A 14,626-nucleotide genomic window follows, 5' to 3' on the forward strand; every position below is an offset into this window, starting at 1 on the left:
CCATCGTTGAGTTCAGTCACCAGATCATTGCGGGAAGAGACATGCCTAAACGTACAGACCTGAAAAGCATCCTGATCATCGGCGCCGGCCCCATCGTCATCGGCCAGGCGTGCGAGTTCGACTATTCCGGCGCACAGGCCTGCAAGGCCCTGCGTGAAGAGGGTTACCGGGTCATCCTGGTCAACTCCAACCCGGCAACCATCATGACCGACCCGGTGATGGCCGATGCGACCTACATCGAGCCGATCACCTGGGAAGCCGTGGCGCGCATCATCGAGAAGGAACGCCCGGATGCTGTCCTGCCGACCATGGGCGGCCAGACCGCGCTGAACTGTGCACTGGCACTGGAGCGCGAAGGCGTGCTCGAGCAGTACGGCGTCGAGATGATCGGTGCCAACGCCGACACCATCGACAAGGCCGAAGACCGTGATCGCTTCGACAAGGCGATGAAGAAGATCGGTCTGGCGTGCCCGAAGGCCAAGGTCGCGCACTCCATGGAAGAAGCCTGGGAAATCCAGGCCGAGCTGGGCTTCCCGTCCATCATCCGCCCCAGCTTCACCATGGGCGGTTCCGGCGGCGGCGTGGCGTACAACCGTGAAGAATTCGAAGAGATCTGCCATCGCGGCTTCGAGCTGTCGCCGACCCGCGAGCTGTTGATCGACGAGTCGCTGCTGGGCTGGAAGGAATACGAGATGGAGGTCGTTCGTGACAAGAACGACAACTGCATCATCGTCTGCGCCATCGAGAACTTCGATCCGATGGGTGTGCACACCGGTGACTCCATCACCGTCGCCCCGGCCCAGACTCTGACCGACAAGGAATACCAGCTGATGCGTGATGCGTCGCTGGCCGTTCTGCGCGAGATCGGCGTCGAGACCGGCGGCTCCAACGTCCAGTTCGGCATCTGCCCGGACACTGGCCGCATGGTCGTGATCGAGATGAATCCGCGCGTGTCGCGTTCCTCGGCACTGGCTTCCAAGGCGACCGGCTTCCCGATCGCCAAGATCGCCGCCAAGCTGGCCGTCGGCTACACCCTGGATGAGCTGCAGAACGACATCACCGGTGGCAAGACGCCGGCGTCATTCGAGCCGTCCATCGATTACGTCGTCACCAAGATTCCGCGCTTCACCTTCGAGAAATTCCCGCAGGCCAATGACCGCCTGACCACGCAGATGAAGTCGGTCGGCGAAGTCATGGCCATCGGCCGTACCTTCCAGGAATCCCTGCAGAAGGCGCTGCGTGGCATGGAGACCGGCGTTGACGGTCTCGATCCGATCGTCGAGAACTTCAGCGACGAGAACATGGCGCGCATCAAGGGCGAGCTGCAGGCCGCTGGTGCCGAGCGTATCTTCTACATCGCCGATGCCATGCGTGCCGGCCTCGATATCGAAGAGATCTTCCGTCTCACCAACATCGACCGCTGGTACCTGGTGCAGCTGGCCGACCTGATCGCCCAGGAAGGCGCAGTGGCCGCAAGCTCGCTGGGCGAGATGGACGCCGATCGTCTGTTCCGCCTCAAGCGCAAGGGCTTCAGCGATGCGCGCCTGGCGCGTCTGATGGGCGTGTCCGAGAAGGCCTTCCGCAAGCACCGTCAGAAGCAGGGCATCCGTCCGGTCTACAAGCGCGTCGACACTTGCGCGGCCGAATTCGCGTCCGACACCGCCTACATGTACTCCACCTATGAGGAAGAGTGCGAGGCGGAAGTCAGCGACAAGAAGAAGATCATGGTGCTGGGTGGCGGGCCGAACCGTATCGGTCAGGGCATCGAGTTCGACTACTGCTGTGTCCACGCCTCCCTCGCCATGCGCGCGGACGGCTACGAGACCATCATGGTCAACTGCAATCCGGAAACGGTCTCGACCGACTACGACACTTCCGATCGCCTCTACTTCGAGCCGGTCACCCTGGAAGACGTGCTGGAGATCGCCGACAAGGAACAGCCGGTCGGTGTCATCGTCCAGTTCGGCGGCCAGACGCCGCTGAAGCTGGCGCGTGAGCTCGAAGCCGCCGGTGTGCCGATCATCGGTACCACGCCGGACGCCATCGACCGCGCCGAAGACCGCGAGCGTTTCCAGCAGATGATCGAGAAGCTCGATCTGATCCAGCCGGAAAACGCCACCGCGCGCAGCTTTGAGGAAGCCTTCGTCAAGGCCGAGGTCATCGGTTACCCGCTGGTGGTGCGCCCGAGCTACGTGCTGGGCGGTCGCGCGATGGAAATCGTCTACTCCGCCGCCGAGCTCGAGAACTACATGACCCACGCGGTCAAGGTCTCCAATGACTCGCCGGTGCTGCTGGACCACTTCCTGAACGCGGCCATCGAAGTCGACATCGATGCGGTGTCCGACGGCAAGCAGGTCGTGATCGGCGCCATCATGCAGCACATCGAGCAGGCCGGTATCCACTCCGGTGACTCCGCGTGCGCCCTGCCGCCGTACTCGCTGCCGGCAGACGTCCAGGAAGAGATGCGCGAGCAGGTCAAGCGCATGGCACTGGAACTCAACGTCGTCGGCCTGATGAACGTGCAGCTGGCCTGGCAGGATGGCGTGATCTACGTCATCGAGGTCAATCCGCGCGCTTCACGTACCGTGCCGTTCGTCTCCAAGTGCATCGGCCAGTCGCTGGCGCAGATCGCCGCACGCTGCATGGCTGGCCAGACCCTGGAAGAGACCGGTTTCACCCAGGAAATCGTGCCGACCTTCTACAGTGTGAAGGAAGCGGTGCTGCCGTTCGCCAAGTTCCCGGGGGTCGACCCGATCCTGTCGCCGGAAATGAAGTCCACCGGCGAAGTGATGGGCTCTGGCGATACCTTCGCGGAAGCCTTCTACAAGGCGCAGCTGGGTGCCGGTGAAGCCATACCGACCCTGACTGGCGACCGCAAGGCCTTCCTGTCCGTGCGTGAGTTCGACAAGGCGGGCGTTATCGAGGTAGCCCGCTCTCTGGTAACATTAGGCTTTACGCTTTGTGCTACCCGTGGCACGGCAGAGGTGATCGCCGCTGCCGGCCTCGAGGTTGAACCCGTCAACAAGGTGTTCGAAGGGCGGCCGCATATCGTCGACATGATCAAGAACGGCGAGATCGCCTATATCGTCAACACCACAGAGGGACGTCAGGCCATCAATGACTCGTCCGTGATCCGTCGCACGGCGCTGGCACACAAGGTGCCCTACGCCACGACGCTGGCGGGAGCCAATGCCGTGTGCATGGCGCTTGCCTACGGCAACGACGTCAAGGTCCGTCGTCTTCAGGATATGCATGCAGGAGTCATGATATGAGTAGAAGTCCGATGACCGTCGAAGGCGAAGACCGCCTTCGCAAGGAGCTCGAGCACCTAAAGGGCACTGAGCGTCCCCGGGTCATCGCTGACATCGCGGAAGCCCGTGAGCACGGCGATCTCAAGGAGAATGCCGAGTACCACGCCGCGCGTGAACAGCAGGGTTTCATCGAGGGTCGTATCCAGGAGATCGAGTCCAAGCTCTCCATGTCCCAGGTGATCGACGTCACCAAGTTGCCGAAGACCGGCAAGGTGATCTTCGGCACCACGGTCGACCTGATGAACCTCGATGACGATAGCGAAGTGCGCTACCGCATCGTTGGCGAAGATGAAGCCAGCATCAAGGACGGCAAGATCTCCGTCACCTCTCCGATCGCGCGTGCGCTGATCGGCAAGGAAGAAGGGGATGTCGTGGTCGTGCGTACCCCGGGTGGCGATGTGGAGTATGAAATCTCCGAAGTGCATCACATCTGAAGCACGTCACATCTGAAGTGCATCGTCTCTGATTCGTCAGATCCTGATGTCGTGACAGCCCTGCCGGTCATCCCGGCAGGGCTGTTTTTTTGCCTGCGGGCACGAAAACCTTCAGGGAGGGAGTGATGGAAGTACAGGGAAGTCAGCCGGAAAAGCGCATCATGGCAACCTCCATGGTGGCCATCTTCATGGTGCTCGGGTTCATGCTGTTCGGGGTGGCTTATGTGGCCTCCCAGTCGTTTGCCTATCGGTACACCGGGGACTCGGTGCTGTTGACGCCATCATTGCTCCTGGGGAGTGCCCTGTTGGCGAGGGGAGTTTTCCACCTGGTGATGCCGCTGGCGCACTTCGGAGATCAGGCGCTTTATCTGCGGCCGTCACCACTCATGGGGTGTCGCAAGATCGATTATGAGCTGATCGATGATTTCACCTTCGACAAGAAGACGCTGGTCATCAAGTATCGCGATGCCGGTAACGGTGATGGGGAGTCCAGGCAGACGACACTCAAGCGTCATCAGGTCACCCAGCGGGCGCTGGACGACATCACCTTCGAGCTGAATCAGCGCGTCAGGTCGTGATTGTCAGCAACAGAAAACAGAAACGCCGCCCTCGATGAGGGCGGCGTTTCTGTCTGCGGCAGGCGTGGCGTGCGAGGTGAGCCTCGTCAGGCCTGGGCCTGGCGGCTTACTTCTCGCTGAAGCGCTGTACGTTCGACAGCTTCGGCTTGGCCTGCGGGTTCCGGCGATACAGTAGAGCGATCTTGCCGATGCTCTGGATCAGGGTCGCGCCGGTTTCGCTGCACAGGTGGCGAGCCACCTCGCCGCGCGCTTCGCGATCGTTGATCGCCAGCTTCAGCTTGATCAGTTCGTGATCGTGGAGTGCGCGCTCCAGTTCGGTCACGACGCCTTCGGAAAGGCCGTTTTCCGAGACGGTGACGATCGGGTCAAGATGGTGCCCGATGCTGCGAAATGCTTTCTTTTGTGACTGTGACAAGCTCATGGTATCGTAAAGTTTCCCTGTTGGCGTCCGATGGGAGCGGGGAGCGTAGCGAAAGACAGGGTCGACTCCAGGGCTTGAAATCCAGGGGTGTGAACCCGTCTGTTGCGCAGGCAATGTCTGTGCCCGCGGGCGGAACCGCGCGCAGGACCCGCCATTCTACTCCATGACGACGCTCATGACACGACCCGTGCGCAAGCTCGCCACGCCTTTCGTGTCGTCGTTATCCCCCGCGCTATCTCCCGCCAGTATTCGATTTTCCCCGACATTCCAGGTGACAACGTGGCTCACCCCAGCAAGAGCAGTGCTGGCTGGATGAAGGAACACTTTGATGACGCCTATGTCCAGCGCAGCTGGGCCGACGGTTATCGTTCCCGTGCCAGCTACAAACTGATTGAAATCGATGACAAGGACCGCCTGCTCAAGCCGGGCGCCACCGTCATTGACCTCGGCGCAGCCCCCGGTGGCTGGAGCCAGATCGCCGCGGACCGCGTCGGCATGGAAGGCGTGGTCATCGCCTCCGACATTCTCGAGATGGACGCCCTGGCCGGGGTCGACTTCATTCAGGGCGACTTCACCGAAGAGGCCGTGCTGAACCAGATTCTGGCCACCTTGGGCGACCGCCCGGTGGACCTTGTGATCTCCGACATGGCGCCCAACATGAGCGGCATGAGCGCGATCGATCAGCCTGCCGGCATGTACCTGGTCGAGCTGGCGCTGGATCTGGCGCGCCAGACTCTCAAGCCGGGCGGCAATTTCCTGGTCAAGGTCTTCCAGGGCGAGGGCTTCGATGCCTACCTGAAGGACATGCGCGGCAGCTTCAAGAAGGTCGTGACCCGCAAGCCGGAAGCGTCGCGTGCTCGCTCACGCGAAGTCTATCTGCTGGGGCAGGGCTTCAAGGGTTGACGGTAAGTGTCCTTGTCCGGCGCTGCATGCGGCAGGCATCGGCTCGCGGTGGCGAGATTCCCACGTTGCTGGTCGCATGCTTCATCGCGGGTTAAGGCGAGCCATGCGATGCTCGTCCAAGCTGGTGCCAATGTGTCCGGGCGAATCACTGGCGCTGGCTGATGCAGGCTGTCTATCGGCGCAATAGTCCATTGTCGGGCTTTAAGCAATGGTTGCCAGCCCCCATCTGGTGTAGTGTCGATATCATTGGGTCTTGAGTACGATGGGCCAGTGACAGTTCGGTGGGTTTCAATGCCTTACCGATGCTGGCAGGCAAGTAGCACAATGCACGGCAAGCTTTGAGTGACTCGGTAGGGCGAAGTGGCGCGTTGCGCTGACTTGATACCCCGCAGGCACGATCAGATAGCATGGCAGGCCACCACAAGACGGCAGTCGGAGTATTCACGGCATGCCAAGACAGATTCATGCAATGAGGGTGTCCCCTTGAACGACATGGCGAAGAACCTGATTCTCTGGTTGATCATCGCAGCAGTGCTGCTGACGGTGTTCAACAACTTCAGCGTCGATACCTCGCCGCAGGCGATGAACTATTCACAGTTCGTCCAGCAGGTGCAGAACGACCGGATCAAGAGTGTGACCATCGATGGTTACACCATTGAGGGTGAGCGGGCCGATGGCTCCAGCTTCACCACCATCCGGCCGGCGGCGTCCGACCCCAAGCTGATGGATGACCTGCTTGCCAACAAGGTGGAGGTCATCGGCAAGAAGCCTGAGCAGCAGTCGCTGTGGACACGCCTGTTGATTGCCAGCTTCCCGATTCTGATCATTCTGGCCATCTTCATGTTCTTCATGCGCCAGATGCAGGGTGGCGGTGCCGGCAAGGGTGGCCCGATGAGCTTCGGCAAGTCCAAGGCCAAGCTGCTGAGCCAGGACCAGATCAAGACCACCTTCAGCGACGTCGCAGGCTGTGACGAAGCGAAGGAAGAGGTCGAGGAACTGGTCGACTTCCTCAAGGACCCCAGCAAGTTCCAGCGTCTTGGTGGTCAGATCCCACGTGGCGTCTTGATGGTAGGCCCGCCGGGTACCGGTAAGACTCTGCTCGCCAAGGCGATCGCCGGTGAGGCCAAGGTGCCGTTCTTCAGCATCTCCGGCTCTGACTTCGTCGAGATGTTCGTCGGTGTCGGTGCCTCTCGTGTGCGTGACATGTTCGAGCAGGCCAAGAAGCAGGCGCCGTGCATCATCTTCATCGATGAGATCGACGCCGTCGGCCGTCACCGTGGCTCCGGCATGGGCGGTGGTCACGATGAGCGTGAGCAGACACTGAACCAGCTGCTGGTCGAGATGGATGGCTTCGAGGCGAACGATGGCATCATCGTCATCGCCGCGACCAACCGTCCTGACGTGCTTGACCCTGCGCTGCTGCGCCCGGGCCGCTTTGACCGTCAGGTGACCGTTGCACTGCCGGACATCCGTGGTCGCGAGCACATCCTCGGCGTGCACCTGCGCAAGGTGCCGATGGGCGACGACGTCGTGCCGGTCAACATTGCACGTGGTACGCCGGGGTTCTCCGGTGCTGACCTGGCCAACCTGGTCAATGAAGCCGCCCTGTTCGCCGCGCGTCGCAACAAGCGTCTGGTCGGCATGGAAGAGCTGGAGCTGGCCAAGGACAAGATCATGATGGGCGCCGAGCGCAAGTCGATGGTCATGTCCGAGAAGGAGAAGCGCAACACGGCCTATCACGAGTCTGGCCACGCCATCATCGGTCTGGTGATGCCCGAGCATGATCCGGTCTACAAGGTGTCGATCATTCCGCGCGGTCGTGCGCTGGGTGTGACGATGTTCCTGCCGGAAGAGGATCGCTACAGCTACTCGCGCCAGCAGATCATCAGTCAGATCTGCTCGCTGTTCGGTGGTCGTATCGCCGAAGAGATGACGCTGGGCCCGAATGGTGTCACCACCGGTGCGTCCAACGACATCAAGCGTGCTACCGAGCTTGCCCACAACATGGTCGCCAAGTGGGGTCTCTCCAGCGAGATGGGCCCGATCATGTACGACGAGGACGAGTCCCATCAGTTCCTCGGTGGTCCGGGTCAGGGTGGTGGCAAGCTGAAGTCTGGCGACACCACCTCGCGTCTCGACAAGGAAGTGCGTCGTATCATCGACGAGTGCTACGCCAAGGCGCAGCAGATCCTGGAAGAGAATCGCGACAAGCTGGATGCGATGACCGAAGCGCTGATGACCTACGAGACCATCGATGCCGAGCAGTTGGCGGACATCATGGCAGGTCGTACTCCGCGTCCGCCGAAAGACTGGGGTGGCCCGGCAAGCGGCGGTGACGGTGGCCTGGTGGCCCCGGTTGCCGACACTCCGAAGGCGGAAGCTCCCAAGGCGGATGATGACGCTGATGGCAGTGAAGATGACGACAGCAACCGCCGTCGCCCGTCTGACCCGCTGGGTGGTCCGAGCGGTCATTGATGTAGGCCTGATCTAGGCCTGATCTAGGCATAAGGGGCGCCCGATATCGCATGCGATGTCTGAGCCTCAGAAAGGAAAAACGCCCGACTGGCTTGCCAGTCGGGCGTTTTCTTGTCTGCAGCAGTGGTGGCCTGTGCCGCTGCAGCAATGACGCTGGTGAAGTTAAGGTGCTGCTGATGAGTTGCCTACGCCGTGGCGTGGCGGCGTCGACTCATGTCTCTGCACGGGCATTGTCAGCGCCATGATGAGCGTGGGGTGAAAGGTCTGAGCCAATGGCGTTGCCATCTGCTGACGCCCCGTGTGGCGGCCATTCCACGCCTTGCGCGCCATGGGCTGGCTCTTTAAAGTGGTGCGCAATCATTTCTGACCGGGCTGCGAAGACACCTTCGTGCCCCTCTCGCCTGCATGGAATGCCATGACGAATTCTGCCTTGAGTACGCCTCTAGAGCCTCGAGTGGGCCATCTGATGTCGCTGGAGTGTGGTGGACACCTTCTCGATCTTTCGCGTCCGCGGGTGATGGGGATTCTCAACGTGACCCCGGACTCCTTCTCGGATGGCGGTCGCAGCGCGACACTGGACGCCGCGCTGCGCAATGCCGAGCAGATGCTGGCTGATGGTGCCGCGATGATCGATGTCGGCGGTGAGTCGACACGCCCCGGGGCGACGCCGGTCAGTACCGAAGAAGAGCTTGAGCGGGTCTGCCCGGTGGTGGAGCGGCTGGTGAGCGAGCTGGGCGCGTTGGTGAGCATCGATACCAGCAACCCGCAAGTCATGCGCGAGACCGCACAGCTGGGGGCCGGCATGATCAATGACGTGCGTGCGCTGAATCGAGACGGCGCGCTCGAGGCTGCCGCTGACAGCGGGCTGCCCGTCTGTCTGATGCACATGCGCGGCGAGCCGGACACCATGCAGCAGGATACGCATTATGCTCAGTCCATCGAGCAGGAAGTCCGGACGTTTCTGGCGGCGCGCATCGCGGCCTGTGAGGCGGCAGGCATCGCGCGTGAGCGACTGTTGCTGGACCCCGGTTTCGGCTTCGGCAAGTCACTGCAAGACAATCTGCGCCTGTATCACCGCATGGCGCAGTTGCACGAATTCAACCTCCCGCTGCTGATCGGCACCTCACGCAAGAGCATGATCGGCAATGCCCTCGGGCGCGCGGTAGAGGATCGCTTGGCTGGTAACCTCTCGCTGACGGCATTGGCCGTTCGTGACGGGGCCAGGCTGTTTCGCGTTCACGACGTGGCCCCGACTGTCGACGCTGTCGATATGGCATGGGCCGTGCTACAGGAAGGCACGATACGATGAGTCGACGTTATTTTGGTACGGATGGTATTCGCGGCACGGTTGGGGAATTCCCCATCACGCCAGACTTCATGCTCAAGCTGGGCTGGGCGGCAGGGCGCGTATTCGCCCGTCACGGCCGCGGCAAGGTATTGATCGGCAAGGACACGCGCATTTCGGGCTACATGTTCGAATCCGCGCTCGAGTCCGGCCTTTCGGCAGCAGGTGTCGATGTTTCCCTGCTCGGCCCGATGCCGACACCGGGGATCGCCTATCTGACGCGCACCTTCCGCGCCGATGCCGGTATCGTCATCTCGGCCTCCCACAACGCCTATCCGGACAACGGCATCAAGTTCTTCTCCGCAGCCGGCACCAAGTTGGATGATGCGCTGGAAGCCGAGATCGAAGCCGAGCTGGACCGCGATATCGTGATCGTCGGCCCGGATAGCTTGGGCAAGGCGTCACGCATCCAGGATGCGGCCGGCCGCTATATCGAATTCTGCAAGTCCACGCTGCCGGGCCGTCTGGGTCTGCACGGCATGAAGGTGGTGCTGGATTGCGCGCATGGTGCGACCTATCACATCGCGCCAAACGTCTTCCGTGAGCTGGGTGCCAAGGTCAGCGTCATCGGCGGTGAGCCGGATGGCCTCAACATCAATCAGGGCGTCGGCTCCACGCACCCGCAGGCGCTGCGCGCAGCTGTCATCGAGCAGGGCGCCGATCTGGGCGTGGCCTTCGATGGGGATGGTGACCGCCTGATCTTGGTCGATGCCGATGGCCGTGTCATCGATGGTGACGACATCCTCTACATGATCGCGCGTGACCGTCACGAGCGCGGTGTGCTGGGCGGCGGTGTCGTCGGCACCCTGATGTCCAACTTCGGTCTGGCGGCGGCGCTGGAAGGTCTGGGAATCCCCTTCGAGCGTGCCAAGGTCGGTGATCGCTACGTCATCGAGCGTCTGGAAGCCAACGGCTGGCAGCTGGGCGGCGAATCCTCCGGTCACATCGTCTGCAGCCATATCCAGAGCACCGGTGATGGCATCGTCTCGGCGCTGCAGGTGCTGGCGATCATGGCGCGTGAAGAGTGCTCGCTCAGTGAATTGCTGGTCGGCTTCGAAAAGGCTCCGCAGGCGCTGATCAATGTGCGTCTGGCGCCGGGCTGCGACAACAAGGCGCTGATGGCGGCGGACGCCGTGCAGGCCGCGGTGGTCGAAGTGGAGCAGACGCTGGGCAATGAAGGGCGCGTGCTGCTGCGTCCCAGCGGTACGGAACCGCTGATTCGCGTCATGGTCGAAGGCCGTCCGCACTTCGATGTCGATGCGCTGGCGGGCCAGATCGCCGCGACGGTCGAATCCAGCATGTCGGCGTGATGCGCTGACAAGGCAGCTCGCCGGGGTGACGGTTCACGTCGCCGAGCGGTCGGGTTGCGCAGGACGACAACAGGCGCCGAGTGCGCCTGTTGTCGTTTCTGGCAGTTGCCCCGAGCCTGATCGTGCCGGATCACGGGGCTTGACAGGGGTCGCGAAGGTTGTCAGTCAAGGGCGGCTCCATTACCATCCTCGCACTGCTCACAAGGGAGAAGCACATGCGTACACCGCTGATTGCCGGAAACTGGAAGATGAATGGTGATCTTGCCTTGGTCGATGAGTTTGCCCGGGGCCTGCAGGCGGCTGAGCTGCCGCAGGGCATTCAGGTGGCGCTGGCAGTGCCTTTCCCTTATCTGAGCGCCGCTCGCGCGAGCATGCCTGTGAGCGTGGCGCTGGCGGGGCAGACGCTGAACCCGGCGAGCGAGGGTGCCTTTACCGGCGAAGTGGCGGGTCAGATGCTCAAGGATGTCGGTGCCGCGATGGTGCTGGTCGGGCACTCGGAGCGTCGAAGCCTGTATGCTGAAGACGATGCGGCGGTGCTGGCGCGTGTCGAGGCGGCGCTTGCCGCTGGCCTCACACCGGTGCTGTGCGTCGGTGAGACGCTCGAGGAGCGTGAAGCCGGTGACACGGAGCGTGTCGTGCTGGGACAGCTGGAGGCGGTGTTCTCCGCGCTCTCCGCCGATGAGCGCACGCGTCTGGTCGTCGCCTATGAGCCCGTCTGGGCCATCGGTACCGGGCGCACCGCCTCGCCCCAGCAGGCGCAGGAGGTCCATGCGGCCATTCGCGCGCGCCTGGCCGAGTGGTCTTCCTCGCTCGCCGAGGCAATGCAATTGTTGTACGGCGGTAGCATGAAAGCTGCCAATGCCGCCGAGCTGCTTGCGCAGCCGGATATCGACGGCGGTCTCGTGGGCGGTGCCTCGCTCCAGATCGACGAATTCCTAGCCATTTGCCAGTCTGCAGGTTGAATCTCATGCAAGTAGCCGTTCTGATGGTCCATGTGGTACTCGCGGTCGCGCTGATCGTGCTCGTCCTTCTCCAGCAGGGCAAGGGTGCCGAAGCTGGCGCTGCCTTTGGTGGCGGTGGTGCTTCCCAGACCGTTTTCGGGTCCAGCGGTAGCGGCAACTTCCTCGCGCGCTTCACGGGTGTTCTGGCCGCGGGCTTCTTCGCGACCTCTCTGACACTGGCCTGGTTCGCATCCAATGCCAACCAGCCGTCAGTCGAAGCGGGCATTCCGAATGCCAGCGTGATCGAGCAGCAGAAAAATTCACTGCCATCACTTGACGACTCCGAGGAAAGTGTGGAGAATACGTCGCCAGTGCTTGAGGAAAGCGGCAACGCAGACCAGCCAGCACTCTAAGGAATTCAAGGCGTTGACTTTGAATTCTTCCGGGTAACGTCTCAGGCGATACCCGCCCCCGTGCCGAAGTGGTGGAATTGGTAGACACGCTATCTTGAGGGGGTAGTGACCTTACGGTCGTGGGGGTTCAAGTCCCCCCTTCGGCACCATCTTGTTAGATCGATTGGCAGTCTGGACGCAACTCTGCCACCTTGGAAAGACGTCATTCCTTGACCTCCTTTTTCGGTGACATTACCATCGTCCGACTATTGTTGCGGGGTGGAGCAGTCTGGTAGCTCGTCGGGCTCATAACCCGAAGGTCATCGGTTCAAATCCGGTCCCCGCTACCAAGTTTCTTGAAAGGCCCCTTCCTATGAAGGGGCTTTTTGTTAGCACCAGTGCCAATCAGCCACCTAGCTCTCTTCTCTACTCCCGGTCAGGTGCCTGATGCAACTGCTGTAGGAGCCTCGTCTGTGTCAACCAAGGACGCTGCGCTTAACGCGCTTATCGATCCAGTCGTCTCTGCTCTGGGCTTCGAGCTCTGGGGTATCGACTATCTCTCCCAAGGCAAGCAGTCCCGTCTGGTGATCTATATCGACCATCCCGATGGCATTACCGTGGACAACTGCGCAAGCGTCAGTCGTCAGGTAGGTGCCGTACTGGATGTCGAGGACCCCATTACCGGTCAGTTCCAGCTTGAAGTCTCGTCTCCAGGCATGGATCGTCCGTTGTTCACGCTTGACCAGTACGAGCGCTACATCGGTCACGTGGTGGCACTGCGACTTCGCCAGGCCTTCGATGGCCAGCGCAAGTTCCAGGGGCTGGTGACTGGCACCGAAGACGGTGATGTCGTGATCCGGGTCGATGAAGAAGAATACTGCTTTCCCATTGAAAGCATCGACCAGGCACGCATTGTGCCGCAGTTCAAATAACTGACGTTGTCGGCACACCGCTCGCGTTGCGAGCCCGGGTCGATGCGCAAGGACAGGTTTCTGGCGAGGCAAAGTCATGAGCAAAGAGATTCTGCTGGTCGTTGACGCCATCTCCAACGAGAAAGGCGTGCCGCGGGATGTGATTTTCGAAGCCGTCGAAGCGGCATTGGCTTCGGCGTCACGCAAGCGTTTCGATCAGGAAGAGGCGGATATCCGCGTCAAGATCGATCGTGTCACCGGTGATTACGCGACCTACCGTCGCTGGACCGTCGTCGAAGACGACGAGTTCGAGACGCCGGACTACGAGATCAAGGCCAGCATCGCCGAACAGCGCGAAGAGCCGCTGGCGCTGGGTGCCGTGGTCGAGAAGCAGATCGAATCCGAAGCGTTCGGTCGCATCGCGGCACAGACCGCCAAGCAGGTCATCGTGCAGAAGGTGCGCGAGGCCGAGCGTGCGGAAGTGGTGCGTCTTTACGCCGAGCGTGAAGGTGAGCTGGTCGCGGGTATCGTCAAGAAGACGACACGTGATGGCCTCATCATCGATCTGGGCGACAACGCCGAAGGCTTCCTGCCGCGCGGTGAGATGATTCACGGCGAGCGCTACCGCTTGAACGAGCGGGTTCGTGCCCTGCTGTGGAAAGTCGACGCGGATGCTCGTGGTTCTCAGCTGATCCTGTCGCGTACGCGTCCTGAGCTGATCATCGAGCTGTTCAAGATCGAAGTCCCGGAAATCGCCGAGCAGCTGATCGAGATCAAGGGGGCTGCCCGTGACCCGGGTTCGCGCGCCAAGATCGCGGTCAAGAGCAACGACAAGCGCATCGATCCGATCGGTGCCTGTGTCGGCATGCGTGGTTCACGCGTGCAGGCCGTGTCCAATGAACTGCGTAACGAACGCGTGGATATCATCCTGTGGGATGACAATCCTGCCCAGCTCGTCATCAACGCCATGGCGCCGGCAGATGTCGGTTCCATTCTGGTCGACGAAGACACCCATTCCATGGATGTCGCTGTCGCTGCGGACAACCTGGCCCAGGCCATCGGTCGCAGCGGTCAGAACGTTCGTCTGGCCAGTGAGCTGACCGGTTGGCAGCTCAACGTCATGACCGAGGCGGAAGCCGAGGGCAAGCGCGAGCAGGAAATCGACAGTTTTGTCGAATATTTCATCACTCATCTCGAGATTGAAGAGGATCTAGCCCGTGTCCTGGTGGACGAGGGCTTCACCTCACTCGAGGAAATCGCCTATGTCCCGCTCGAGGAAATGCTCGAGGTCGAGGGCTTTGACCAGGATCTGGTCGAGGAGCTGCGCGCTCGGGCCAAGGATGAACTGCTGAATCTCGCCATCGCCACTGAAGAGCAACTGGACGGCGCACAGCCGGCCGAAGACCTGCTCAACATGGAAGGCATGGAGAGTCATCTGGCATACATCCTGGCCAGCAAGGGTATCGTCACCATGGAAGACCTTGCTGAGCAGGCCATCGATGATCTGAAAGACATCGAAGGCGTCGACGAAGAGCGAGCAGCGGCGTTGATCATGACCGCCCGCGCGCCCTGGTTCGCAAGCGAACAGTAACTAGGTCACGGGCT

Annotated in this window: 12 protein-coding genes and 2 tRNA genes; 13 read left to right on the forward strand and 1 reads right to left on the reverse strand. The window is 61.4% G+C overall.

Features of this window, described 5'->3' with window-relative positions; all coding sequences use genetic code 11:
- Positions 1-41 precede the first annotated feature (41 nt).
- The 3 genes from carB to AC5WNI_RS00790 all read left to right on the forward strand — a co-directional run bounded on the left by carB (position 42) and on the right by AC5WNI_RS00790 (position 4,323).
- Positions 42-3,272, forward strand: coding sequence for a carbamoyl-phosphate synthase large subunit (gene carB, locus AC5WNI_RS00780; RefSeq protein ID WP_175089036.1), 3,231 nt, complete (start codon positions 42-44; stop codon positions 3,270-3,272).
- The gene (gene greA / locus AC5WNI_RS00785) at positions 3,269-3,745 is read left to right on the forward strand and encodes a transcription elongation factor GreA (protein ID WP_043333374.1); all 477 of its coding nucleotides are present in this window, start codon (positions 3,269-3,271) and stop codon (positions 3,743-3,745) included. The genes carB and greA overlap by 4 nt, the downstream gene beginning before the upstream one ends.
- A 125-nt stretch (positions 3,746-3,870) precedes the next feature.
- Complete coding sequence (locus AC5WNI_RS00790) at positions 3,871-4,323, forward strand: hypothetical protein (RefSeq protein WP_175089037.1); 453 nt, start codon at positions 3,871-3,873, stop codon at positions 4,321-4,323.
- A gap of 106 nt (positions 4,324-4,429) precedes the next feature.
- Here the strand turns inward: AC5WNI_RS00790 and yhbY are convergent, their stop codons facing one another.
- Positions 4,430-4,744: a ribosome assembly RNA-binding protein YhbY gene (gene yhbY, locus AC5WNI_RS00795; RefSeq protein WP_043333380.1), complete on the reverse strand. Its 315-nt coding sequence runs from the start codon at positions 4,742-4,744 to the stop codon at positions 4,430-4,432.
- Positions 4,745-5,023: 279 nt separating this feature from the next.
- Here yhbY and rlmE point away from each other — a divergent pair, with 279 nt between their 5' ends.
- The 10 genes from rlmE (at position 5,024) to nusA (ending at position 14,612) form a co-directional block, all read left to right on the forward strand.
- Positions 5,024-5,647 (forward strand): 23S rRNA (uridine(2552)-2'-O)-methyltransferase RlmE, encoded by a 624-nt coding sequence (rlmE, locus tag AC5WNI_RS00800; protein ID WP_225347478.1) that lies wholly within the window; start codon positions 5,024-5,026, stop codon positions 5,645-5,647.
- A gap of 483 nt (positions 5,648-6,130) precedes the next feature.
- Positions 6,131-8,122: an ATP-dependent zinc metalloprotease FtsH gene (gene ftsH / locus AC5WNI_RS00805; RefSeq protein WP_175089038.1), complete on the forward strand. Its 1,992-nt coding sequence runs from the start codon at positions 6,131-6,133 to the stop codon at positions 8,120-8,122.
- A gap of 415 nt (positions 8,123-8,537) precedes the next feature.
- The gene (gene folP, locus AC5WNI_RS00810; RefSeq protein ID WP_285460639.1) at positions 8,538-9,431 is read left to right on the forward strand and encodes a dihydropteroate synthase; all 894 of its coding nucleotides are present in this window, start codon (positions 8,538-8,540) and stop codon (positions 9,429-9,431) included.
- Complete coding sequence (gene glmM, locus AC5WNI_RS00815; RefSeq protein ID WP_043333386.1) at positions 9,428-10,777, forward strand: phosphoglucosamine mutase; 1,350 nt, start codon at positions 9,428-9,430, stop codon at positions 10,775-10,777. Before folP ends, glmM begins: the two co-directional genes overlap by 4 nt.
- Before the next feature lie 215 nt (positions 10,778-10,992).
- Positions 10,993-11,739, forward strand: a complete 747-nt coding sequence (gene tpiA / locus AC5WNI_RS00820) for a triose-phosphate isomerase (protein WP_175089039.1) — start codon at positions 10,993-10,995, stop codon at positions 11,737-11,739.
- 5 nt (positions 11,740-11,744) lie between these two features.
- Complete coding sequence (gene secG, locus AC5WNI_RS00825; protein WP_043333391.1) at positions 11,745-12,131, forward strand: preprotein translocase subunit SecG; 387 nt, start codon at positions 11,745-11,747, stop codon at positions 12,129-12,131.
- Positions 12,132-12,193: 62 nt separating this feature from the next.
- Positions 12,194-12,280: transfer RNA gene (locus tag AC5WNI_RS00830), tRNA-Leu, on the forward strand.
- A 103-nt stretch (positions 12,281-12,383) separates the two neighbouring features.
- Positions 12,384-12,460 (forward strand) — tRNA-Met (locus AC5WNI_RS00835).
- Between the two features lie 123 nt (positions 12,461-12,583).
- Positions 12,584-13,042, forward strand: coding sequence for a ribosome maturation factor RimP (gene rimP / locus AC5WNI_RS00840; protein ID WP_175089040.1), 459 nt, complete (start codon positions 12,584-12,586; stop codon positions 13,040-13,042).
- Between the two features lie 76 nt (positions 13,043-13,118).
- A complete protein-coding gene (gene nusA, locus AC5WNI_RS00845; protein WP_054556444.1) occupies positions 13,119-14,612 on the forward strand; it encodes a transcription termination factor NusA in 1,494 nt (497 codons plus the stop codon).
- Positions 14,613-14,626: the final 14 nt, after the last annotated feature.

The sequence above is a fragment of the Cobetia sp. PDI-12MA genome, assembly GCF_059507695.1.

What these genes read in the sequence shown, in the direction of transcription:
- carB (WP_175089036.1), top strand. Translation starts at nt 42, where the DNA reads ATGCCTAAACGTACAGACCTGAAAAGCATCCTGATCATCGGCGCCGGC.
- greA (WP_043333374.1), top strand. Translation starts at nt 3,269, where the DNA reads ATGAGTAGAAGTCCGATGACCGTCGAAGGCGAAGACCGCCTTCGCAAG.
- AC5WNI_RS00790 (WP_175089037.1), top strand. Translation starts at nt 3,871, where the DNA reads ATGGAAGTACAGGGAAGTCAGCCGGAAAAGCGCATCATGGCAACCTCC.
- yhbY (WP_043333380.1), bottom strand. Translation starts at nt 4,744, where the DNA reads ATGAGCTTGTCACAGTCACAAAAGAAAGCATTTCGCAGCATCGGGCAC.
- folP (WP_285460639.1), top strand. Translation starts at nt 8,538, where the DNA reads ATGACGAATTCTGCCTTGAGTACGCCTCTAGAGCCTCGAGTGGGCCAT.
- glmM (WP_043333386.1), top strand. Translation starts at nt 9,428, where the DNA reads ATGAGTCGACGTTATTTTGGTACGGATGGTATTCGCGGCACGGTTGGG.
- tpiA (WP_175089039.1), top strand. Translation starts at nt 10,993, where the DNA reads ATGCGTACACCGCTGATTGCCGGAAACTGGAAGATGAATGGTGATCTT.
- secG (WP_043333391.1), top strand. Translation starts at nt 11,745, where the DNA reads ATGCAAGTAGCCGTTCTGATGGTCCATGTGGTACTCGCGGTCGCGCTG.
- nusA (WP_054556444.1), top strand. Translation starts at nt 13,119, where the DNA reads ATGAGCAAAGAGATTCTGCTGGTCGTTGACGCCATCTCCAACGAGAAA.